Annotated in this window: 16 protein-coding genes; 15 read left to right on the plus strand and 1 reads right to left on the minus strand. The window is 58.7% G+C overall.

Going from position 1 to position 20,660, the window contains the following annotated elements:
- Window positions 1-14: 14 nt before the first annotated feature.
- From HP15_RS03900 to pdxJ, 11 genes are all read left to right on the plus strand, one after another.
- On the plus strand, window positions 15-989 hold the full coding sequence (locus HP15_RS03900; protein ID WP_014576281.1) for a MucB/RseB C-terminal domain-containing protein: 975 nt from the start codon (window positions 15-17) through the stop codon (window positions 987-989).
- Window positions 986-1,435, plus strand: coding sequence for a SoxR reducing system RseC family protein (locus HP15_RS03905; RefSeq protein WP_014576282.1), 450 nt, complete (start codon window positions 986-988; stop codon window positions 1,433-1,435). The genes HP15_RS03900 and HP15_RS03905 overlap by 4 nt, the downstream gene beginning before the upstream one ends.
- Window positions 1,436-1,569: 134 nt before the next feature.
- Window positions 1,570-2,994: a DegQ family serine endoprotease gene (locus HP15_RS03910; RefSeq protein WP_014576283.1), complete on the plus strand. Its 1,425-nt coding sequence runs from the start codon at window positions 1,570-1,572 to the stop codon at window positions 2,992-2,994.
- Between the two features lie 126 nt (window positions 2,995-3,120).
- The gene (locus HP15_RS03915) at window positions 3,121-5,847 is read left to right on the plus strand and encodes a bifunctional diguanylate cyclase/phosphodiesterase (protein ID WP_041646129.1); all 2,727 of its coding nucleotides are present in this window, start codon (window positions 3,121-3,123) and stop codon (window positions 5,845-5,847) included.
- 104 nt (window positions 5,848-5,951) lie between these two features.
- The gene (lepA, locus tag HP15_RS03920) at window positions 5,952-7,754 is read left to right on the plus strand and encodes a translation elongation factor 4 (protein WP_014576285.1); all 1,803 of its coding nucleotides are present in this window, start codon (window positions 5,952-5,954) and stop codon (window positions 7,752-7,754) included.
- Window positions 7,755-7,766: 12 nt separating this feature from the next.
- Window positions 7,767-8,573 carry a signal peptidase I gene (lepB, locus tag HP15_RS03925; protein ID WP_014576286.1) on the plus strand — a complete coding sequence of 269 codons (807 nt, stop codon included), beginning with the start codon at window positions 7,767-7,769 and terminating at the stop codon, window positions 8,571-8,573.
- A gap of 26 nt (window positions 8,574-8,599) precedes the next feature.
- Window positions 8,600-8,989, plus strand: a complete 390-nt coding sequence (locus HP15_RS03930) for a DUF4845 domain-containing protein (RefSeq protein WP_008176189.1) — start codon at window positions 8,600-8,602, stop codon at window positions 8,987-8,989.
- Window positions 8,986-9,675, plus strand: coding sequence for a ribonuclease III (gene rnc / locus HP15_RS03935; RefSeq protein ID WP_008176185.1), 690 nt, complete (start codon window positions 8,986-8,988; stop codon window positions 9,673-9,675). Before HP15_RS03930 ends, rnc begins: the two co-directional genes overlap by 4 nt.
- Entirely contained in the window at window positions 9,675-10,592 is a 918-nt protein-coding gene (gene era / locus HP15_RS03940) for a GTPase Era (RefSeq protein WP_008176182.1), read from the plus strand. Before rnc ends, era begins: the two co-directional genes overlap by 1 nt.
- Before the next feature lie 7 nt (window positions 10,593-10,599).
- A complete protein-coding gene (gene recO / locus HP15_RS03945; protein ID WP_014576287.1) occupies window positions 10,600-11,328 on the plus strand; it encodes a DNA repair protein RecO in 729 nt (242 codons plus the stop codon).
- Complete coding sequence (gene pdxJ, locus HP15_RS03950) at window positions 11,318-12,058, plus strand: pyridoxine 5'-phosphate synthase (RefSeq protein ID WP_014576288.1); 741 nt, start codon at window positions 11,318-11,320, stop codon at window positions 12,056-12,058. The genes recO and pdxJ overlap by 11 nt, the downstream gene beginning before the upstream one ends.
- 12 nt (window positions 12,059-12,070) lie before the next feature.
- Here the strand turns inward: pdxJ and HP15_RS03955 are convergent, their stop codons facing one another.
- Complete coding sequence (locus tag HP15_RS03955; RefSeq protein ID WP_014576289.1) at window positions 12,071-14,944, minus strand: ATP-binding protein; 2,874 nt, start codon at window positions 14,942-14,944, stop codon at window positions 12,071-12,073.
- A gap of 225 nt (window positions 14,945-15,169) precedes the next feature.
- Here HP15_RS03955 and cysM point away from each other — a divergent pair, with 225 nt between their 5' ends.
- From cysM to mazG, 4 genes are read left to right on the plus strand one after another with little or no spacing between them, the layout of a single operon-like run.
- A complete protein-coding gene (gene cysM, locus HP15_RS03960; protein WP_014576290.1) occupies window positions 15,170-16,063 on the plus strand; it encodes a cysteine synthase CysM in 894 nt (297 codons plus the stop codon).
- A 26-nt stretch (window positions 16,064-16,089) separates the two neighbouring features.
- Window positions 16,090-17,439: a 23S rRNA (uracil(1939)-C(5))-methyltransferase RlmD gene (rlmD, locus tag HP15_RS03965; RefSeq protein WP_049784457.1), complete on the plus strand. Its 1,350-nt coding sequence runs from the start codon at window positions 16,090-16,092 to the stop codon at window positions 17,437-17,439.
- Between the two features lie 57 nt (window positions 17,440-17,496).
- Window positions 17,497-19,734, plus strand: coding sequence for a GTP diphosphokinase (gene relA, locus HP15_RS03970; RefSeq protein ID WP_008176168.1), 2,238 nt, complete (start codon window positions 17,497-17,499; stop codon window positions 19,732-19,734).
- Window positions 19,731-20,588, plus strand: coding sequence for a nucleoside triphosphate pyrophosphohydrolase (gene mazG / locus HP15_RS03975; protein WP_008176166.1), 858 nt, complete (start codon window positions 19,731-19,733; stop codon window positions 20,586-20,588). Before relA ends, mazG begins: the two co-directional genes overlap by 4 nt.
- The last annotated feature ends 72 nt before the right edge of the window (window positions 20,589-20,660 follow it).

A 20,660-nucleotide genomic window follows, 5' to 3' on the forward strand; every position in this document is an offset into this window, starting at 1 on the left:
GCCGTGCGTTGTCCATGCTCGTGGGTTTTTTGCTCGCGCTTGCTGGGTCGCTGCCGGCTGCCGCGGACGAAGACGAGGCATCCGCCTGGCTTGAAAGGCTGGGTCCGGCCCTGAACATGACGTCCTACCGCGGTGTGTTCGTATACGCCCGGGGCGAGAGCGTGCACTCCATGCAGATTGCCCATCGTTACAATGATGGCGTTGTAGAGGAGCGACTGGTTCTGCAGGACGGCGGCAGTGGAGAAATTGTTCGCAAAGGCATGAATGTGGTCTGCGTGCTTCCTGAAACAGGCCGCGTCAAGCTTGACCAGGTGATTCCTTCAGGCCCGTTCGCCGAAGCGTTCACCAGTCAGCTGATGCCGGTCAGCCACTGGTATCGGGCGGAAATGAAAGGTGAGGACCGGGTTGCAGGGTATGACGTGGTTTCAGTGGCGCTAAGTGCCAAGGATCCCTACCGCTACAGTCATCGGCTTTGGCTGGAGAAATCCACCGGTCTTCTGGTCAAGAGTCACGTTCGTAATGCCGAGGGGGAAGTGCTCGAGCAGTTTCAGTTCACCAGCCTGCACATCGGCGAGGACATTCCCGATAGCGAATTCGAGATCCGCACCGAGGGCCGGGAAATTTCCAGAACGCTGGATGAGCCCGCTGCTACGGCATCGGTGGTCCAGCGTATGGATGGGTGGCAGCTTGGCTGGCGCCCGGAAGGGTTTGTCCCTGCGGCGGCGCCCCGCTCCGGCAAGGGCCAGGCCGTTGCCTTCTCCGATGGCCTGGCCGCTTTTTCGGTCTTCGTTGAGCCGGCTGGCCCGGTTAGCATGCCGACGGGCGCCTCCCTGATTGGCGCCACCACCGTTTATATGCATCAGGTGACGGAAGGGGATAGCGCTTTTCTGGTTACCGTCGTGGGTGAGCTGCCTCCGCAGACTGCGCGCCAGGTTGCCGAATCGGTGCGTATCGAAGACTCAGTGGCCCTGGGTGCGGGTGAGCCTTGATTACTGAAACTGGAAAAGTGGTCGCGCTCAAGGGCGACAAGGTCTGGGTCCAGACGATCCGAACCAGCGCCTGTCAGAGTTGTGCTGCCCGTAATGGTTGTGGTCAGAAAGTCCTGGCGGCTGCCTCCGGCGGGCGCGCCAACCAGATTCTGGTGACCAACTCGGTCAATGCCAGGGTGGGAGATGAAGTGACCGTCGGAATCGATGAGCAGGCGTTGCTGGGTGCTTCCATTCTGGTCTACGCCGTCCCACTGATCCTGATGGTTGTCGCAAGTATCCTCGGGCACCAGATGTCCGGTGGTAGCGACGGCGCTGCGATGCTGGCCGCTGTCGCTGGCCTGGCTCTGGGTTTTTTCGCAGGACGCAAACTGCAAGACGCGGGCGGCAAGGAGTATGAGCCCCGCCTGGTCCGGGTAAGCCGGATAGCCTCTGAAAACTGTCTGTAAACCCTACGGTTTTGTAAGTTGAAAATCGGTGGGCCGAACCCAAAACTACGCCTAGGTGTAAGCACAACAGGGGGTACAACATGTCGAGTGCAACAGCAGTTGCCCAGTCGTCACGTAATTTCATACCCGGAAGGATGCCGGCCGCTTTGCTGATTTTGCTGTCCGCCATGGTGTTGGCGGGCTGGAGTCAGGCGAGTTCAGCCCGAAGCCTGCCTGACTTTACCGAGCTGGTTGAAGATAACGCCGGTGCGGTGGTGAACATCAGTACAACCACAGAGCCCACGCGCCGCAATTCCGGCGCTCCCGGGATGCCGTTTGATGAGCGTCAGCTCGAACAGCTTCCCGAGTTTTTCCAGGATTTCTTCCGCGGCCCCCAGTCTCCGTTTGGAGGTGGACCTGGCAACTCCCAGCCACGCCGCTCCATGGGCTCCGGGTTCATTGTCTCCTCGGACGGTTATGTCTTGACCAATAACCACGTGGTCGAGGGAGCTGATGAGATCATCGTGCGGCTGAATGACCGGCGCGAGCTGCCCGCGACGCTGGTTGGAACAGACCCTCGTTCCGATATGGCCGTGCTGAAAATTGAAAACGGCGATGATCTGCCTGTCGTTCAGGTAGGTCGGTCCCGAGATCTGAAAGTCGGTGAGTGGGTGTTTGCGATTGGCTCGCCGTTTGGATTCGATTACACGGTAACGGCCGGAATCGTCAGCGCCCTGGGTCGCTCCCTGCCATCGGAAAACTACGTGCCCTTCATTCAGACAGACGTAGCGATCAACCCGGGCAACTCCGGCGGCCCTCTGTTTAACCTGGAGGGCGAAGTGGTCGGTATCAACTCCCAGATCTACACCCGCTCTGGCGGTTTCATGGGGGTCTCCTTTGCCATTCCGATTGACGATGCGATGAACGTCTTCCGTCAGTTGCGCGACAACGGCTCTGTCTCCCGTGGCTGGCTCGGGGTGCTGATTCAGGAAGTGAACCGTGATCTGGCCGAATCCTTTGGCCTCAAGCGGCCCCGCGGTGCACTGATTGCCGAAGTGATGTCCGGTTCGCCGGCGCAGGCAGCCGGCCTGCAGGCAGGGGATATCGTCCTCAGCTATGACGGCGACGAGGTGCAGCTTTCCTCTGACTTGCCGCCCATGGTTGGCCGCACGCCGGTTGGCGAAACTGCCGAACTGAGAGTGCTTCGCGGTGGCGAGGAAATCGAGCTTCAGGTTGAAATCGGTCGCCTTCCCGAGGAGGGAAGCCAGCAGGCTTCCGCACCGGCCAGTGACAGTGATGGTCCCGGCTCTGCGCCCCTGGGCATGATGGTCGAACCGCTTCCTACGGACATGGCCGACTCAATGGGTATTGAAGGCGGCGTTGTGGTCAATAACGTTGCGCGGGGTGCGGCTTCCGAAGCGGGCATCCGTGCGGGCGATGTGATCACGGAAATGAATCGCCAGAAGGTGACATCGGTGCAGGAATTCCGCGAGGCTGTTCAGTCGCTGCCCGAGGGCAAGGCGGTATCGGTCCGGGTGGTGCGCCAGGGTCGGGCACTGTATCTGGTGATGAAGCCCTGATACCCTTCTGCTGATCCGGATTACCTGAGATAGAGCCCCCGCAGGTGTTGGAAACGACACTTTCGGGGGCTTTTGTTATACTCGGCGGATCAATAAAAATGAGTGGCCATGGAACGGACCAGCCCCATGATGAACAGACAGGAACTCTCTCTCCGTAAGCTACTGGAATTTCGCAATGCCTGGGTCGCCTGGCTGGTCTTCGCGGTAGCCGTTGCCGTCACCCTATTGCTTTGGCAGGTGTCTATCCGGCTGGTTGAAGACCGCACGGAAGCCCGTTTTCGCACCCAATCGCTCCAGCTTAAATCCGCCATCGAAGAGCGCTTGCTGAATTACGAGCAGGTGCTGGCCGGCAGTGCCGGTCTGTTTGCGGTGGCCGGAGACGTTTCCCGTGATCAATGGCGTGAATACGTGGACAAGGTTGATATCAACCGCTACTACCCGGGCATTCAGGGTATTGGCTATGTTCGCCGTATCGGTGTACGTCAGATGGCCGATCATATTGCCTCTGTCCGCGCGGAAGGGGTGCATAATTACCTGGTGAACCCGCTGGGTAGCGGTCCCTACTACTACCCCATGGTCTACCTGGAGCCTGGCACGGAACGTAACCGACGGGCCCTCGGCTACGATGCCTTCAGCGATCCCATTCATCGCCAGGCCATGGAGCAGGCCCGGGATGATGCTATCCCCACGGTGACTGCCAAGGTGGTGCTGGTTCAGGAAGAGCTTGGCGAAGACCAGGCCAGTTTTCTGATGTATTACCCCGTCTACCAGGGTGGAGAAGTGCCCGAGATCCGGGCCGAGCGTCGCATGATGTTGGCGGGCTATGTGTTCAGTGCCTTCCGGATGAACAATCTTATCGACGGCATCGTTGGCCTGATCTCGCCGTTTCTTGATGTCCGGATCTACGATGCCGGAGTCGTGGAACGGGAGAACCTCATGTATGGCTCCAATCTGGGGTCCCTGGACAACGAATTCAGTTTCCAGATGAGTCAGACCATCAGCCATGGTGGTCGAGACTGGCTGTTGCAGACGCGCTCCACGCCCGCCTTTGATTTCCTGGCCTCGGATCCGCGGCCTCCGATCGTCCTCGGCAGTGGCCTGGTGATCAGTGCCCTGTTGTTCCTCTTCGTGCTTGCCTTGATCCGTTCACGGCTGATGGCGCAGATCAGTGCCGGCCGCTATCGGGCGATTACCGAAGGCGCAGCCAATGTCACCCTGGTGATGGACCGTGCCGGGCAACCCCTTTACGCGAGCCCGTCCAGCCTGGATATCCTTGGCTTCGAGCCGGATCAGGTTCAGGCCCTGAACTTTGAGGAGCTCGTTCATGGTGACGACTGGCCCCAGCTGCAGCGGGGCTTTGACGATTCCGTTCAGTCGCCGGGCAAACAGATGCCGGTCATCCGGGTCCGTATCCGTGATGCCAAGGGGCAGTGGCGGGATATGGAGGGCACCTTTACTGCCATGTTGTCGGTGCCCGGCGTCAATGGCGTTGTGCTTAGCCTGCGGGATCTGACCCAGCTCAAGGCCGCCCAATCCGAGCTGCACAGGCTGGCATTCTATGATCCGCTTACCGGCCTGGCGAACCGGCAACTGTTCCGGGACCGTTTGAATCACGTGGTCAGCCGGAGTCGTCGGAGTGGTGAGCCGGCTGCCCTCATGTTCCTGGACCTCGACGGCTTCAAGCGTATCAACGACACCCTGGGGCACGATTCCGGCGATGAACTGCTGTGCCAGGTGGCGCAGTGGCTGGTGGGTTGTGTCCGTGAGGAGGACTCGGTTGCGAGGCTCGGCGGCGATGAGTTTGTGGTTTTGCTGTCCCGGATCAGTGACTCCGATGCTGCCGGCAAGGTCGCAGAGACCATTCTGCGCAGTCTTTGCCAGCGAATCCGGCTGAACGATCACGAAGTCGGCATCACGGTCAGTATCGGCATCACCATGATTCCCCACGACAGTGAGGACGCCGGAACCCTGATGAAGTACGCTGATCTGGCGATGTATCGTGCCAAGGAGCTGGGTCGGAATACGTTCCAGTTCTTCACCCCGGCCATGAACATCAAGGCGGCAAGGCGGCTTCTGCAACAGGAGGAGTTGGCCACGGCGTTGGATGGCGATCGCTTCGTTCTGCATTACCAGCCGAAGATTGATCTGGCCAGTGAGCGGGTGATTGGGGTTGAGGCATTCCTGCGCTGGCATCATCCGGAGAAGGGGCTGGTGTCGGCACAGCAGTTCATCGGTCTTGCCGAGGAAACCGGCCTGATTGTTCGCCTGGGTGAATGGGCTTTGAGACAGGCCTGTATTCAGGTTCAGGCCCTGGAACGGGCCGGCTTTGAATCCCTGAAAATGGCGGTGAACCTGTCTGTTCGACAACTGACCGATTCGGGCTTCCTGGACATGATCCGACAGGTCATCACCGAGACGGGCGTCTCGCCGGAGCGGCTGGAGCTGGAGATGCCGGCGGAGCTGCTCAATGAAGATCCGCGAATGCTCAGGGAGTTGCTGGTGTCACTTCATGATCTCGGGGTCTGTCTGATCCTGGATGATTTCGGCACCGGCTCCTGTTCACTGGTTGCTTTGCAGCAGCTGCCGCTGGATGTTATCAAGATCGACCACCGGTTCATTCGCGACATTCCCTACAATGTCAGTGCCACGGATGTGGCCTCCGCAGTGATTGCCCTGGCCCGCAAGCTCCACCTTACGGTGGTTGCGGAGGGTGTGGAAACCCCACAGCAGCTGAGCTTCCTGAAAACTCACGGCTGCGCCCAGTGTCAGGGCAACCTGTTCAGCTATCCGCTGGACGAGGATGCGCTCATCGGTTTCCTTATCCGGCAATACGAACGGCCGCTGATTTCCTGATCATGGCAATGGCGGCCGGTAACCGGTAAAATCACGCCGTTCCCGGATCCCGGTAGCGGCCCTTCCGGGCTCAATCCTTCGTCTTAACTGAGTATTCATCGTCTGTGACTGAACTGAGCCGAATCCGTAACTTTTCCATCATCGCCCACATTGACCATGGTAAATCCACGCTGGCAGACCGTTTTATCCAGGTTTGCGGCGGCCTGACGGACCGTGAAATGGCGGAGCAGGTCCTGGACTCCATGGATCTCGAGCGTGAGCGAGGGATTACCATCAAGGCCCAGAGTGTCACGCTGAATTACACCGCCCGTGACGGGCAGGAATACAAACTGAACTTTATCGATACCCCGGGCCACGTGGACTTTTCCTACGAGGTTTCGCGCTCGCTCTATGCCTGCGAGGGGGCGCTGCTGGTGGTGGACGCAGGGCAGGGTGTTGAAGCCCAGTCGGTGGCTAACTGCTACACCGCCATTGAGCAGGGTCTCGAAGTTGTGCCGGTTTTGAACAAGATGGATCTCCCGCAGGCCGAACCGGAGCGGGTAGCGGCAGAAATCGAGGACATCATTGGCATTGAAGCGTCTGATGCGGTCCGCTGTAGCGCCAAGAGTGGCCTGGGCGTGGAAGATGTTCTGGAAGATCTGATCAAGAAGATCCCGCCACCCAAGGGCGACCGAAGCGCGCCCCTGCAGGCTCTGATCATCGATTCCTGGTTCGACAATTATCTGGGCGTCGTGTCGCTCGTGAGGGTGACCGAGGGCACCCTGAAAAAGGGCGACAAGATCGTCATCAAGTCTACCGGAAAGGCCTGGAATGCCGACAAGGTTGGTATTTTCAATCCCAAACCGAAAGACACCGACCTGCTGGAGTCCGGCGATGTCGGCTTCGTGGTGGCCGGAATCAAGGACATTCACGGGGCGCCGGTAGGCGATACCATTGTTCACCAGAAGTTCGCCGAGCAGACGCCAATGCTGCCCGGGTTCAAGAAAGTCAAACCCCAGGTCTACGCCGGGTTGTTCCCGGTCAGCGCCGACGACTACAACGATTTCCGGGATGCCCTGGAAAAACTGACCCTCAACGATGCCTCGCTGTTTTTCGAGCCGGAGAATTCCGATGCCCTTGGCTTCGGTTTCCGCTGTGGTTTCCTGGGCATGCTGCACATGGAAATCATCCAGGAGCGGCTGGAGCGTGAATACGACATCGACCTGATCACCACGGCGCCAACGGTGATCTATGAGGTGGTTACCAAACAGGGTGAGACCCTGTCGGTAGACAATCCGTCCCGGCTTCCGGATATTGGTTCCATTGAGGAAATGCGTGAGCCGATCGTAGAAGCGAACATTCTGGTGCCCCAGGAGCATATCGGAAATGTGATAGCCCTGTGTGAGGAAAAGCGTGGCGTCCAGAAGAACATGCACTTCATGACGACCCAGGTCCAGCTCACCTATGAGCTGCCGATGGCCGAGGTGGTGATGGATTTCTTCGATCGTATCAAGTCAGCCAGCCGCGGCTTTGCGTCCCTGGACTACCACTTTACCCGGTTCCAGACCGCCAACCTGGTTCGCCTGGACGTGCTGATCAACGGCGAGCGTGTAGATGCCCTGGCGCTGATCGTGCACAAGGAGCAGGCTCACCACAAAGGGCGCCAGTTGATTGAAAAGATGAAAGAACTGATTCCGCGGCAGATGTTTGATATCGCGATTCAGGCCGCCATTGGTAATCAGGTTGTGTCGCGGGTCACCGTGAAGGCGCTACGCAAGAACGTAACCGCCAAGTGCTACGGTGGTGACGTTAGCCGGAAGAAGAAACTGCTGCAGAAGCAGAAAGAAGGTAAAAAGCGTATGAAGCAGCTGGGTAATGTCGAGGTGCCTCAGGAAGCGTTTCTTGCCGTACTGAAAGTGGATAAATAAAAGGCCTCCTGGATGGATATCGATTTTCCCCTGGTACTGGTGGTACTGACCTTTGCAACGGGTCTGATCTGGCTGGCGGACAAGCTGTTTCTTCGTGAGCGTCGTCTGGCTGCCTACCGTGCCAGCGGCACCGGAGACGCAGTGGATGAAGGCTCCCCGGCGGAATCGGAGGAGCCAAAAGAGCCCTACCTGGTTGACCTTAGCCGATCGTTCTTTCCGGTGCTGGCGATTGTTCTGGTCCTCCGGTCCTTCCTGGTTGAACCGTTCCAGATTCCGTCGGGATCCATGTTGCCCACCCTGGAAGTCGGCGATTTCATTCTGGTGAACAAATACGCCTACGGGTTCAGGCTGCCGGTTGCCGGCACCAAAGTGATTCCGGTCGGCGATCCCCAGCGCGGCGATGTGATGGTTTTCCGCTACCCGGAGGACGGCCAGACCAACTACATCAAACGGGTGATCGGTTTGCCCGGCGACCATATCCGCTACCGTGACAAGCAGCTGTTCATCAATGGCGATCGGGTGGAAACCCGGTTTATCGCGCGGCTACCGCCGATGGAACTGCGCCGCGAGGATCTCGGTGAAGTAGAGCACGACATTTTCCTGACCATGGGCCGGTCTGGCGGCGGTGGTGAGGGCGAATGGCTGGTGCCCGAGGGTCATTATTTCGTCATGGGTGACAATCGCGACAACAGTAATGACAGCCGCTATTGGGGCACGGTCCCGGACGAGCTGGTGGTGGGCAAGGCCTTCGCTATCTGGATGCACTGGAAATCCCTTACCAGTCTGCCATCCTTTGATCGTGTAGGCGGAATCGAGTAACTCGGACTATCTGGAGCGCAGTCGTAATGAAGAAAAATAATCTTTCCGGCATGGGCCGTCAGCGCGGTGCCTCGGCATTGACCATGATGGTGATGGTGCTGTTTTTTGGCGGCCTGCTGACGCTGGTGATCAAGCTTGGTCCCGCCTATCTGGATGACATAACCATTCAGGAAGCGCTGGAAAGCCTTGATGGCACCGAAGGTCTCTCCCAGATGGGGCCTGCCCAGGTCCGTACGTTGATCAACAAACGGCTCAGCGTGAACAATGTCCGGGGATTCGACGCCAAGAATATTTCGGTCGATAAAGACGGCGATCTGGTCGTCATCAATGTTGATTACGAAGTGCGCAACAACCTGTTCAGCAATGTGGATACGGTGGTTCACTTCAAGCACAAATATGAGATGAAGGGCAAGTGAGTTCACAACCGGATCTGGATCAGTTACAGCGGCGCATCGGCTATCAGTTCAAATCGCCAGAGCGGCTTCTGCTGGCACTCACCCACCGGAGTTATGGAAATCAGAATAACGAGCGCCTAGAATTCCTCGGCGATTCCATTGTGAATATGGTGATTGCCGAGTATCTGTTTCTGCACTTCGAAAAAGCCCGGGAAGGCCAGTTGAGTCGTCTGCGGGCCCGGATGGTAAAAGGCGTTACACTCGCCGAAATTGGTCGGGAGTTCCAGCTCGGCACATACCTCCGATTGGGCTCAGGAGAGCTTAAAAGCGGAGGCTTCCGCCGGGAATCCATCCTGGCCGACGCCGTGGAGTCCATCATCGGCGCCATCTACCTGGACAGTGATTTCCATACCTGCCGGGAACAGGTATTGCGCTGGTTCGAGCACCGTCTGGAAAAGCTCGACCTGCAGGATACCCAGAAAGATCCCAAGACCCGTTTGCAGGAATATCTCCAGTCGCGTCAGTTTCCGCTGCCACGCTATGACGTCATTTCCGTGGACGGCGAGGCCCACAACCAGACATTCCATGTATCCTGTGCGCTGCCGTCGCTGGACCGAAAGACCACCGGGACTGGCAGTAGCCGCCGGGTGGCCGAGCAGCAGGCAGCCCGTAACGCCCTGAAAGAACTGGGCGTGGAGAACCAGTAATGAACGATATCACCCGTCCGGAAAACCCGGATAGTCGCTGCGGTTTTGTGGCCATCGTTGGCCGTCCGAACGTGGGCAAGTCCACGTTGCTGAACCATATCCTCGGGCAGAAGCTGAGCATCACTTCCCGCAAGCCGCAGACCACCCGTCATCAGGTGCTGGGTATCAAGACCGTGGGGCCGGTGCAGGCGATCTATGTGGATACACCGGGCATGCACGAGGAGGAGCCCCGTGCCATTAACCGCTACATGAACAAGGCGGCCACGTCGGCGCTCATTGATGTCGATGTGGTGGTGTTTGTGGTGGATCAGCTTGCCTGGACGACCGCGGATGAGATGGTGCTGGAGAAACTCAGTCGCCTGAAATGCCCTGTGATCCTGGCGGTGAACAAGGTCGACAAGATCGAAAAACGGGAAAGCCTGCTGCCGCATCTGGATATGCTCTCGAAAAAGCGTGAGTTTGCCGAGATCATTCCGCTTTCGGCCCTGAAAGAGACCAATCTGGAACCTCTGGAAGAGGCCGTGGGGCGTTTCCTGCCGGAGAGTATTCATTTCTATCCGGACGACCAGATCACCGATCGCAGTGAGCGATTCCTGGCCTCCGAGATTGTCCGGGAAAAGATCACCCGGCAGCTTGGAGCAGAGCTGCCATACTCGGTGGCGGTGGAGATCGAGGAGTTCAAGCGCGAGGGCAAGACCCTGCACATATCCGCCCTGATCCTGGTCGAGCGCGAAGGTCAGAAGAAGATCATCATCGGCGAGAAGGGCGAGCGGATGCGCCGCATTGGTCAGGAAGCTCGTACGGATATGGAGCGTATGTTCGACAGCAAGATCATGCTGAGGCTCTGGGTAAAGGTGAAGCGTGGCTGGGCAGACAGCGACCGGGCCCTGAAAAGCCTGGGCATGAACGACCTCTGAGGCAGCTATGAAGGGGCCTGAGCTGCAGGAGCCCGCCTATGTCCTTCACCGACGTCCCTGGCGGGAAACCAGTCTCATGGTGGATCTGTTTTCCCTGAACCATGGCCGGATGACCGTCATCGCCCGGGGAGCCAACAGCGCCAAAAGTCCCCTGAAGGCCCAGCTACAACCTTTTCAGCCTCTGATAGTGGATTGGGCTGGCCGGGGCGACCTGAAAACCCTGACCCAGGTCGATGTTCGGGCCGGCCCCACAATTACCCGGACAGTGTCGCTCTACAGTGGCCTTTACCTGAATGAACTGTTGCAGCGGATTCTGCCAGCTGCAGATCCCCATCCCACGCTCTTTGCAGCCTACATCGATGCCATCGGGCAACTGTCTGACACCAGGGATGTGGAGCCGGTACTTCGGCGGTTCGAACTCGCCTTTGCCTCCGCCCTCGGCTATGACTTTGCCTGGGATCGTGCCACGGATACCGGGCAATCCGTCGAGCCCGGCGGGGAGTATTGTTATGATCCGGAGCAGGGCATAGTGTCCGGGCTGTCGCCCGGTGTGCGCCTGCGACATCTTCCGGGCGATGTTTTGCTCAATCTGGCCGCGGAAGATCTGCAATCTGAGCGCTGTCGGCGACTGGCGAAACGGGTCATGCGAGTCCTGATCGATTACCTTCTCCAGGGGCGTCCCCTGAACAGTCGCAGCCTTTTCATTCATCTTCGGGGAGAATCCCATGAATCCTAGAGTACTGCTTGGCGTCAATATTGATCACGTTGCCACCCTCCGTCAGGCGAGGGGTACCCGGTACCCTGATCCGGTCCAGGCAGCGCTGATGGCCGAGGAGGCCGGTGCAGACGGCATCACAATCCATCCCAGGGAAGACCGCCGTCATATTCAGGATCGGGACGTGCTGCTGCTCAAAGAGGTGCTCCAGACCAAGATGAATCTGGAAATGGCGGTAACCGATGCGATGCTGGCGTTTGCCGAACAGGTGCGGCCGGAATGTGTTTGCCTGGTGCCAGAGAAGCGTGAGGAATTGACCACCGAGGGCGGTCTGGATGTCGAGGGTCAGGAATCCCGGGTTGCCAAGGCCTGTGAGCGCCTGGCCCGGATTGGTGCCGAGGTGTCACTGTTTATTGATCCGGATCCGGTCCAGATTGATGCCGCGGTCCGCTGTGGCGCGCCGGTAGTGGAGCTGCACACCGGAGAGTATGCCGAGGCCGAAACACCTGACGCCGAGAATGCCGCCTTCAAAACCATTGCCGACGCCGTCGCCTACGCCCGCAAAAAGGGTTTGATTGTGAATGCGGGCCATGGCCTGCATTACCACAACACAGAGCGAGTGGCGGCAATCCATGGCATCAATGAACTGAATATCGGTCACGCCATCATAGCCCGCGCGGTCTTTACCGGTCTCAAAGAGGCGGTCCGGGATATGAAAGCCATCATCGATCAGGCCCGAAGCCGGGTCTGAGACGGGGCAGCCTCAGGTCGTTTCGGCGGCCTCATGGCGTTCCCGGAACAGCTGCTGCCAATCGGTCTGGTCGCTCCAGATCTGCAGGCGCTCCATGGCCGAGAGCAGCTGGTCTTTCTGGTGCTCCAGATCCGGAGCAGAGCATTTGATGGCCGTTTCCAGATGGTTGGCTGCGGCTCTCAGTTCCGGTACGCCGCAGTAGCGGGTAGCGCCATGGAGCTTGTGAACACATTCCAGTAGCTCATCCATGCTGTGGCTGGCCCAGAGTTCCGAAATCCGCCCGCGATCCACATGTACCTGCTCCAGCAGCATGCTGAACAGCTCTTCGGCCAGGTCCGCCTTGCCGGCGGCCAGTTGGATGCTTTCGTCCACGCTGACGCAGTCCTGCTGCATTTTGCGTGTTGAAGGCCGGAGCGCCCGACGGGTGTCGCGAACTTCCGGAACGGGAAGCCGGCCGTCGCTGCCGTTCTTCGGGCACACGTAGCCGGTGTACTCATGAATGATGTCGTTGAGCTGGCCACTGCTGATGGGTTTGGGCATGTAGCCATCGAAGCCCTGCTTTGTCAGTCGTTCCTGCTCGTCTGCCAGGGCATGCGCAGTCAACGCAATGATCGGGGTCCGGTGATTGCCGGTATCCATCTCCCTCAGCCTTGCAGTGGTTTCCACCCCGTCCATGCCGGGCATCTGAAGGTCCATGAAGACCAAGTCGAAGGGTTTCTGTCTGGCCTTGCTCAGGGCTTCAAAGCCGCTGGAAGCGCTTTCGGCATCCAGTTGGCAGTCTTCGAGCAGTGTCATCACGAGCTTGAGGTTGGCATCGTTATCGTCCACGGCCAGCACTCTCGGCACATTGGCGGTCGTTGCACGGTTGGCGGAAATCTCGTACTCGGGGACCCGCCCGCCGGAATTGATGCCGTGCACCAGCAGCAAAAGCTCATCGTACAGGGAATCCCGGCACACCGGTTTGGTGAGGTGGCCGCTGGCAAGTCCCGATAGCGGTGTGTCGTGGGTTTCAAGGGTGGGGGTCAATAGCAGTGTCCGGCAATCCCGTTCAATCTCGAGGGTACGGACAAGCCCGCAGTACTGGCTGGAATTGAGAAGGTGTCGGGTGATGCCCAGAATCGCTACGGCATAGCCCGCCTGGCTTTTCTGGGCCTCTTCAATGTGTTCCTGCAGGGCGCCCGGTGACGCTACCCGGTCGACCACCATGCCCCAGTCCCTTAACAGGTGTTCCACGGCCAGCCCGGTGGTTTTCTGTTGCTCCAGGTAAATGACCCTTTCCCCTCTCAGGGCATCCCTTGGGGCAATGGCTTCACCGCTGGTGGCAAGCTCCGAGGTGAGGGTAAACCAGAAGGTGGAGCCTTTACCCAGCTCGCTTTCGAGCCCGATCTTGCCCCCCATTTCTTCCACCAGACGCTTCGAGATGGCCAGCCCAAGGCCGGTGCCACCATATTGACGGGCGGTGGAGGCATCGGCCTGGCTGAAGGCGTTGAACAGGGATTGCTGTTGGGCCCGGGACAGGCCCACGCCGGAATCGGTAATGCTCAGGCGCAGGGTAACGCGGTTGGTGTCAGCTTCTTCCTCTTCCAGGCTCGCCCGCAGGACCACCTCACCGGTCTGGGTGAACTTGATGGCGTTGTTGACCAGGTTGGTGATCACCTGTTTGACCCGCAGGGGATCGCCCATGATGTTGTCCGGCACATCGTTATAGACCAGTGGCACCAGATCGAGATTCTTGGCGTGTGCCGCTGGCGCCAGCATGACCATGACTTCCTCGACGATATCTCGTAACTGGAACGGTACCCGGTCGAGGATCAGCTTGCCGGCCTCAATCTTCGAGAAATCGAGGATGTCGTTGATGATAGTGAGCAGGATCTCCGACGATTTCCTGATGGTGCTCAGGTGGTCCCGTTGCTGGCGTGGCAGCGGACTCTTCAGGAGCAGTTCGGTGAAACCTATGATGCCGTTCAGCGGTGTGCGGATTTCGTGGGACATGTTGGCCAGGAACTCGGATTTGATCCGACTGGCCTCGAGTGCTTCTTTTCGAGCGAAATCGAGCTCGATGTTCTGGATTTCGATGGTCTCCAGCGTTTCCCGCAGATCTTCGGTGGCCTGATCAATGTTCTGCTGCATTTCAGCCTGGGCCTTGCTCAGCTCCTCCGCCATGGCATTAAGGCCGGATTCCAGTTGCTCGAACTCAGGGCCTGCGCCGGTATAGACGCGGGTATCCAGCTTACCTTCCTTGAGCCTGGCTACGGCTTCGTTGAGTTCGAACACCGGATTGGTGAACGCCCGGCTCAGCCGCAGCGCAATGGCCATGCTCAGAATCACGCCGCCGAGAATCAGCAGCAGCGAGATCAGCAGGGCTTTGTAGGTCTCTTTTTCCGTGCGGATATGGGACATTTCCACAACTACCCAGCCCAGAGGCTCCCGCAGATTCGACATCGACTGGCGAGCATCCGGGTCCAGCATGCTCTCGATCATCAGATCCTGGAGAAAAACGGGGGTAATGAAGCGGGTGCTGTTTTCCCGGGATATCCGGGTTGCGTGCTCGGCAGTGAGTTCAGTGGCTTGCACGGTCTCGGAGCTACCCGGCCCGGTATGGAGAAGTCGGGAGCCGTCGCTGCCAAAGAACGTGATGGAGCGGACGTCCTGCTCTTCCAGAAGGGCATTGGAGAGGCTGCTGAGCAGGCTGCGATTGGCGGTAAACAGGCCATATTCGGAACCGGCGGCGAGCTGACGGGAGAGTGATTCGCCCCGATCCTTCAGCAGGCTTTCTATATTGTTAACCCAGCTGTAGGTGAAGAACAGCCCCAGCATCAGGGTGGTCAGCAGGGTGGGAACCAGCGTTACCACCAACACTTTCTTGCGAATGCCCCAACGTCGCATACCGTGATCCTGAATTATTGCTTTTGTCCGCGTCGCAGAGCGGAAAACGTCCGTGTTAAGAATAGCTGATCCGGAAAGGGATAACTGTGGTATCAGTCCCGACAGTACCGGAAAATCCCGTGGCGGATATAGCCGCCGGTCATGGATATAGCGAGAAGCTGTATTGGGAGACCGGGGCGATAACGCGTATCATGCGAAGCCAAAAGTGTACCACAGGGTTATCATATGCATTTTCCCACCATTGAAGATTATGTCGGGCACACCCCTCTGGTTCGCCTGCAGCGTCTCCCCGGTGAGACGAGTAACGTGATTCTGGCCAAGCTGGAGGGCAACAACCCTGCCGGCTCGGTTAAGGATCGCCCGGCCATCAGCATGATTCAGGAAGCGGAGCGCCGGGGCGACATCAAGCCAGGGGATACCCTGATTGAGGCGACCAGCGGCAACACCGGCATCGCTCTGGCCATGGCGGCGGCGATCAAGGGATACCGCATGGTGCTCATCATGCCCGCGAACATGAGTGAGGAGCGCCGGGCATCCATGCGCGCCTATGGTGCGGAGATTGTCACGGTCACCAGGGAAGAAGGCATGGAAACGGCCCGTGACCTGGCCCTCAAGATGCAGGCGGAAGGCAAGGGTACCGTGCTGGACCAGTTCAGCAACCAGGACAACCCCCTGGCGCACTACCGTACCACCGGCCCGGAAATCTGGGAGCAGACCGGTGGGCGGGTTACCCATTTTGTCAGCTCCATGGGCACCACCGGCACCATTATGGGGGTGTCGCGCTACCTCAAGGAGCGCAACCCGGATATCCGCATCATCGGTTTGCAGCCAAAAGAGGGCGCCTCGATCCCCGGTATCCGGCGCTGGCCTGAAGCTTACCTGCCGAAAATCTACGACGCGGCCCGCGTCGACCAGGTGCTGGACGTAGGTCAGGAAGAAGCAGAGACCACGATGAGGGCCCTGGCTTCCGAAGAGGGCATTTTCTGTGGCGTATCCTCCGGCGGTTCGATTGCAGCCGCGCTCAAGCTCTCCCAGCAGGTTGAAAACGCCATCATCGTGGCCATTATCTGTGACCGCGGCGACCGCTATCTTTCCACCGGTGTGTTCCCCGGCGCCTGAATACGACTTTATCAAGAGACCCAAGTATGAGCAGACGACGCAGGAAGGTTCTTCCAAAAGAGCCCGTGCGCTGTGAGATTGAAACCCTGAGCCATGATGGCCGGGGTATTGCCCGTCAGGACGGCAAAACCCAATTTGTCGATGGCGCCCTGCCAGGCGAAACCGTGATGGCGAAAGTGGTGTCCAGTCGAAGCAAGTTCGATGAATTGCGTACCGAAGAGGTTCTGGACGCTGCCCCCGGTCGCCAGACTCCCCCCTGCGAGTTTGCCGACCTGTGTGGTGGTTGCAGCCTTCAGCACATGAGTGGCGATGCCCAGATCGAGTTCAAGGAAAACACCCTGCGGGAACATTTTGCCCATTTCGGGGGCATCGAGCCCGAGGAATGGATTGCCCCCCTGCGCTCGGAAGAGAGTCTGGGGTACCGTCGAAAGGCTCGCCTCGGGGTTCGTTACGTCAAGGCCCGGGAGTCTGTCCTGGTTGGCTTCCGGGAGAAACGCAACAGTTTCCTGACCGACATCGATCGATGCGTGGTGCTGGATCCGCGCATTGGCGAGCGGATATTGCCGCTGCGCAACATGCTTCACGATCTGGAGGCCTACAGCCGAATCCCTCAGGTGGAAATTGCCTGTGGCGACGACGTTGCCGTGATGGTGTTCCGTAACATGGATGAGCTGTCGGTTGGTGACCGGGAAAAACTCATCGCCTTTGGTCAGGCCCACGAATTGCATATTTACCTGCAGCCGAAAGGGCCCGACACCGTCCATCGGATCTGGCCCGAGTCAGCGGGCCGGGATGAGGAACGGCTGAGCTATCGACTGGATGAATTCGACCTGACCATGAGATTTCATCCCATGGACTTTACCCAGGTCAATGCAGGCATCAATCGCGCAATGGTACACAGGGCCGTGGAATGGCTGGATGTCCAGCCTGGCGAGCGAGTCCTGGATCTGTTCTGCGGTCTGGGGAATTTCACTCTGCCGCTGGCCACGCGAGGCGGGCAGGTTGTTGGCGTGGAAGGCGACGAGACCATGGTCGTACGGGGCCGGGAAAACGCGGAACTAAACGGTCTCGACAATGTCGCTTTTCACGGTGCCGACTTGCACGGTGACTTCACGGGCCAGAGCTGGGCCAAAGAAGGGTTCGACAAGATTCTGATTGATCCGCCCCGTTCCGGTGCCGAGGAGATCTGCAAGTACCTCACGGCCTTCGGGGCACAAAAGATAGTCTATGTCTCCTGCAACCCGGCCACCCTGGCGCGCGACGCAGGCGTAATGGTGCGCAACGGCTATCGACTGGTGCGCGCAGGTGTGATGGATATGTTCCCCCACACCACCCATGTGGAATCCATCGCGTTGTTTGAGAAGGATTCCGGCTGACGATGTTGCGGGCAGTCAGGGATGGCTGCGGAAACCATCAGGAATAACAAGACCGATATGGTAAAAGTTCGCGAAGACTACGCAATGACTGGCGATGGCCAGGTGGATATCGAGGGCTGGGTAAACCAGATAGCCTCGCAAACGCACCTGGACGACGCTGACCAGTTCCGGTTGGCCTGCGAAAAGGCAGCGGAAATCGATCTTCAGGCTTTCCGGCAGGATCGCCAGTGGGCACCTGGTTCCAGCAGCTTCCGGATTGGCATCGAGATGGCCCAGGTTCTGGCGGAGCTGCACCTGGATCAGGCCAGTCTGGTGGCGGCGATCCTTTATCGGGCCGTGCGTGAAGAGCGCGTTCCCCTGGAGACAATCCGCAAGGAATTTGGCGATGAGGTGGCAGGCCTGATCAACGGCGTGCAGCAGATGGCGGCCATCTCGTCCATCCACCACCCGCTGAAGGGTAACGTTCTGGGCCAGAGCGAAGGCCAACTGGACAACGTCCGGAAGATGCTCGTCACCATGATTGACGATGTCCGGGTTGCCCTGATCAAGCTGGCGGAGCGTACCTGCGCCATTCGGGCGGTAAAGGATGCTCCGGAAGAAAAGCGCATGCGCGTCGCCCGGGAAGTGTTTGATATCTACGCGCCCCTGGCCCACCGGCTCGGCATTGGTCACATCAAGTGGGAGCTGGAAGATCTTTCTTTCCGGTACCTGCATGGTTCCGCCTACAAAAAGATCGCCAAACTGCTGGACGAAAAGCGCCTGGATCGCGACGGTTACATCAAGCGGGTAATTGAGACCCTGCAGACCGAACTGAAAGCCTATGGCATTGAGGGCGAGCTGTCCGGACGTGCCAAGCACATCTACAGCATCTGGCGAAAGATGCGCCGCAAGGGCATCGACTTTTCCCAGGTTTACGATGTTCGCGCCGTACGTATCCTGGTTCCGGAGGTTCGCGACTGTTACGCCGCACTGGGTATTGTCCACACGCTGTGGCGCCACATCCCCAATGAGTTCGACGATTACATTGCCAACCCGAAGGAAAACGGTTACCAGTCCCTGCATACCGCCGTGATCGGGCCCGAGGGCAAGGTCATGGAAGTGCAGATCCGAACCCACACCATGCATGAGGAGGCGGAACTGGGCGTTTGTGCCCACTGGTTGTACAAGGGCATGGACAAAGGCAACAAGTCGACGGGCTACGATGCCAAGATCAACTGGCTGCGCCAGGTTCTGGAGTGGCAGGAGGAGTTGGGCGACCTGTCCGGGCTGGCCGACCACCTGAAATCCGATGTCGCATCGGATCGGGTGTATGTATTCACACCCGAGGGCCACGTGGTGGATCTGCCCCAGGGGGCAACGCCGGTGGATTTCGCCTACCGGGTTCACACGGAGATCGGCCACGCCTGCCGCGGTGCGCGGGTGAACAGCCGAATCGTTCCGCTGACCTATCCACTGAAAACCGGCGATCAGGTGTTTATCCTGACCTCCAACAATCCGGCCCCAAGCCGCGACTGGCTGAACCCGAGCCTTGGTTACATTCAGACTTCCAGGGCGCGCGCCAAAGTAACCCACTGGTTCAAACAGCAGGATCGTGGTCGCAATATCGTTGACGGTCGTGCCATTCTCGAGGACGAGTTCAGGCGTCTGTCCCTGTACGATGTAGATCTTGGTGAGCTTGCCAGGAAGGTTAATTATCAAAGTGCGGAGGACATGTTTGCAGCTACTGGAGCCGGTGACCTTCGCCCCACGCATGTCGCCAATGTGGCCCAGCAGATGCTGGAGCCCAAGTCCGAACAACTGGATCTGAAACTCAGCGCCCAGCGCCGCAAGCCCTACGATACGGAATCAGACATCCAGATCCTGGGCGTCGGAAAGCTCAAGACTCAGGTGGCGAAATGTTGCAAGCCGCTGCCCGGAGACGCGATCGGTGGCTACATCACGGTTGGCCGTGGGGTTACGGTCCATCGCCAGGACTGCCTGACGTTCCTGAATCTGCGTGAGTTCGAGCCCAACCGGATTATTGAGGTCAGCTGGGGTGGCCGGCAGGCTGCTGTTTATCCTGTCGACATTGAAATTGAAGCCTATGACCGATCCGGGCTGCTGAGAGATATTACCCAGGTGTTGTCGGCCTCCAAGAGTGATGTGCTGTCACTGAATACCCTGAGCAACAAGGACGAGAACACGGCTACCATGACCGTGACGGTGGAAATTTCCAGTCTGGAGCAGTTGGCGCGGTTGCTGGCGCAGATTCGCAACCTGCCCAATATCATTGATGTAAGGCGTAAACGCGGATGAGCTATACCATCGAGGATCTGAAAACCCTGATGGCCAGGCTTCGGGATCCGGAGACGGGCTGTCCATGGGATACCAGGCAATCCTACAGGACCATCGTGCCGCACACGCTGGAGGAGGCCTACGAAGTCGCCGATGCCATTGAGCGAGAGGATTACCCGCATCTGAAAGACGAGCTGGGGGACCTGCTGTTCCAGGTCATTTTCTACACCCAGCTTGGTCGGGAAGATGGCCATTTCGATTTTGACGGTGTGGTCGATCATCTGGTGCGCAAACTGGTAAGGCGGCATCCACACGTTTTTCCGGAAGGGACCCTGGAAAGCAGCATTGATCCGGATAATCGGCCGGATGAGGCCTGGATCAAGGAAAGCTGGGAGCGCATCAAGGCCGAGGAGCGGGCAATGAAGCCGGCACCGGAAGCCAGCGCCCCAGTAAGTCGGCTTGACGGCATTGCCCGGACCCTGCCTGCAATGGCTCGGGCCGAGAAGCTCCAGAAACGGGCAGCCAGGCACGGTTTCGACTGGCCAAATGTTGGCCCGGTTTTCGACAAACTTCACGAGGAAATCGACGAGCTCAAGGAGGCGTGGGAAGCCGCACAGACGGGCGCCGGTGATCCCGATGCCGTTGAAGATGAGCTCGGCGATCTCCTGTTCGTCTGTGTGAACCTGGCACGGTTCATGAAGGTTAACCCAGAGCAGGCACTCAATCGAACCAACCATAAATTCGACGCCCGGTTCCGGGCGATTGAACGTGTGCTGGAACGGGAGGGCCGCGATATGGACGAAGAATCTCTGGAGGCGCTGGATGCCGTGTGGCAGGCGGTGAAAGGCGTGGAGCGGGGAGAGAACGAGCACTGAAAATGGCGGATCGGTAAGTACAATCCGTTACCAATTTTCTCGCCCCCGGACCGACGGCTTCGTCTACACTTC

The sequence above is a fragment of the Marinobacter adhaerens HP15 genome (genome assembly GCF_000166295.1).
Taxonomy (GTDB): domain Bacteria; phylum Pseudomonadota; class Gammaproteobacteria; order Pseudomonadales; family Oleiphilaceae; genus Marinobacter; species Marinobacter adhaerens.

Coding starts and splice junctions, on each gene's coding strand:
- lepB (WP_014576286.1), top strand. CDS start 7,767: ATGGATATCGATTTTCCCCTGGTACTGGTGGTACTGACCTTTGCAACG.
- pdxJ (WP_014576288.1), top strand. CDS start 11,318: ATGAATCCTAGAGTACTGCTTGGCGTCAATATTGATCACGTTGCCACC.
- HP15_RS03910 (WP_014576283.1), top strand. CDS start 1,570: ATGCCGGCCGCTTTGCTGATTTTGCTGTCCGCCATGGTGTTGGCGGGC.
- HP15_RS03955 (WP_014576289.1), bottom strand. CDS start 14,944: ATGCGACGTTGGGGCATTCGCAAGAAAGTGTTGGTGGTAACGCTGGTT.
- era (WP_008176182.1), top strand. CDS start 9,675: ATGAACGATATCACCCGTCCGGAAAACCCGGATAGTCGCTGCGGTTTT.
- rlmD (WP_049784457.1), top strand. CDS start 16,090: ATGAGCAGACGACGCAGGAAGGTTCTTCCAAAAGAGCCCGTGCGCTGT.
- HP15_RS03930 (WP_008176189.1), top strand. CDS start 8,600: ATGAAGAAAAATAATCTTTCCGGCATGGGCCGTCAGCGCGGTGCCTCG.
- recO (WP_014576287.1), top strand. CDS start 10,600: ATGAAGGGGCCTGAGCTGCAGGAGCCCGCCTATGTCCTTCACCGACGT.
- cysM (WP_014576290.1), top strand. CDS start 15,170: ATGCATTTTCCCACCATTGAAGATTATGTCGGGCACACCCCTCTGGTT.
- mazG (WP_008176166.1), top strand. CDS start 19,731: ATGAGCTATACCATCGAGGATCTGAAAACCCTGATGGCCAGGCTTCGG.
- relA (WP_008176168.1), top strand. CDS start 17,497: ATGGTAAAAGTTCGCGAAGACTACGCAATGACTGGCGATGGCCAGGTG.
- HP15_RS03915 (WP_041646129.1), top strand. CDS start 3,121: ATGATGAACAGACAGGAACTCTCTCTCCGTAAGCTACTGGAATTTCGC.
- HP15_RS03900 (WP_014576281.1), top strand. CDS start 15: ATGCTCGTGGGTTTTTTGCTCGCGCTTGCTGGGTCGCTGCCGGCTGCC.